Annotated in this window: 1 protein-coding gene and 1 pseudogene; both read left to right on the top strand. The window is 35.7% G+C overall.

Annotation, left to right across the window (positions count from 1 at the left end; translation table 11 throughout):
- Positions 1-258 (top strand): annotated as a pseudogene (locus ADG81_RS00765) (TetR/AcrR family transcriptional regulator); the annotation flags it as partial.
- Entirely contained in the window at positions 258-770 is a 513-nt protein-coding gene (locus tag ADG81_RS00770) for an HdeD family acid-resistance protein (RefSeq protein ID WP_000036821.1), read from the top strand. The pseudogene ADG81_RS00765 and the gene ADG81_RS00770, both read left to right, overlap by 1 nt.
- Positions 771-866 lie beyond the last annotated feature (96 nt).

The raw sequence follows: 866 nt of genomic DNA on the forward strand, positions 1-866 counted from the left end.
ATCTTTTTGGACTTGAATGAACAAGTTTGTCAAAAACTTATATCAGAATCCAAACTGAAAGAGCATATTGATGAGAAACGAGCTATGGACTATCTGCGATTGATTCAGGATATGTTTCGTTCCTATTATTTAACTGTTTCGTCAGATAGCAGTTTGCCTGACTTGGTTTCAGGATATGAACATCAATTATCACAGGTTTTGGATATGATGATTTATGGAATACTAGAGGAAGATTCCTCTAAAAAAGGAGAAAAATAATGTCGAAAATTTGGAAATGGTTGTTACTAATTGCGGGTATTTTTGCAGTTTTTGTAGGTTTTAATATGTTTGCACATCCTCTTATTAGCTTGGCTTCCATGACTTTCTGGTTTGCACTTGTATTTGCAGTTCAAGGGATTTCTGAGATTGTACAATACTTCAAATCAGAAGAAAAGCATGGCTGGAATTTATTTGGAGGAATTGTTACCCTCATCCTCGCTCTTACCTTGTTCTCAGGTAGCTTTATTGAAATGGTAACATTTGTACCATTTATCATTTCTTTATGGGCCTTGACAAATGGTATTACAAAAACTATCGTTGGTTTCAAGGTTCGTAAGACGGATAAATCGGTAGGTACCCCTCTAGTTTGGATGGGGATTTTAGGAATCGTAGCAGGTTTAATCATGATGGGACACCCATTGATGACCGGTCTCTATATTAGTTACACCATTGCCTTTGTCTTTATTTATCAAGGTATTGTGGCAATTGTTCAATTCTTCAAGATTAAATAAGAATAAAATGGAGTCTGTCTGATTACAATCAGCAGACTTTTTTGGCTCTTTGTCAACTGTAGTGGGTTGAATAAAAGCTAAAACCGAGAAAGGACA

The organism is Streptococcus pseudopneumoniae, assembly GCF_001070815.1.
GTDB classification, from domain to species: Bacteria; Bacillota; Bacilli; order Lactobacillales; family Streptococcaceae; genus Streptococcus; species Streptococcus pseudopneumoniae_P.

Excerpts from the sequence above, each read along its gene's own strand:
- ADG81_RS00770 (WP_000036821.1), top strand. The coding sequence starts at position 258 with ATGTCGAAAATTTGGAAATGGTTGTTACTAATTGCGGGTATTTTTGCA.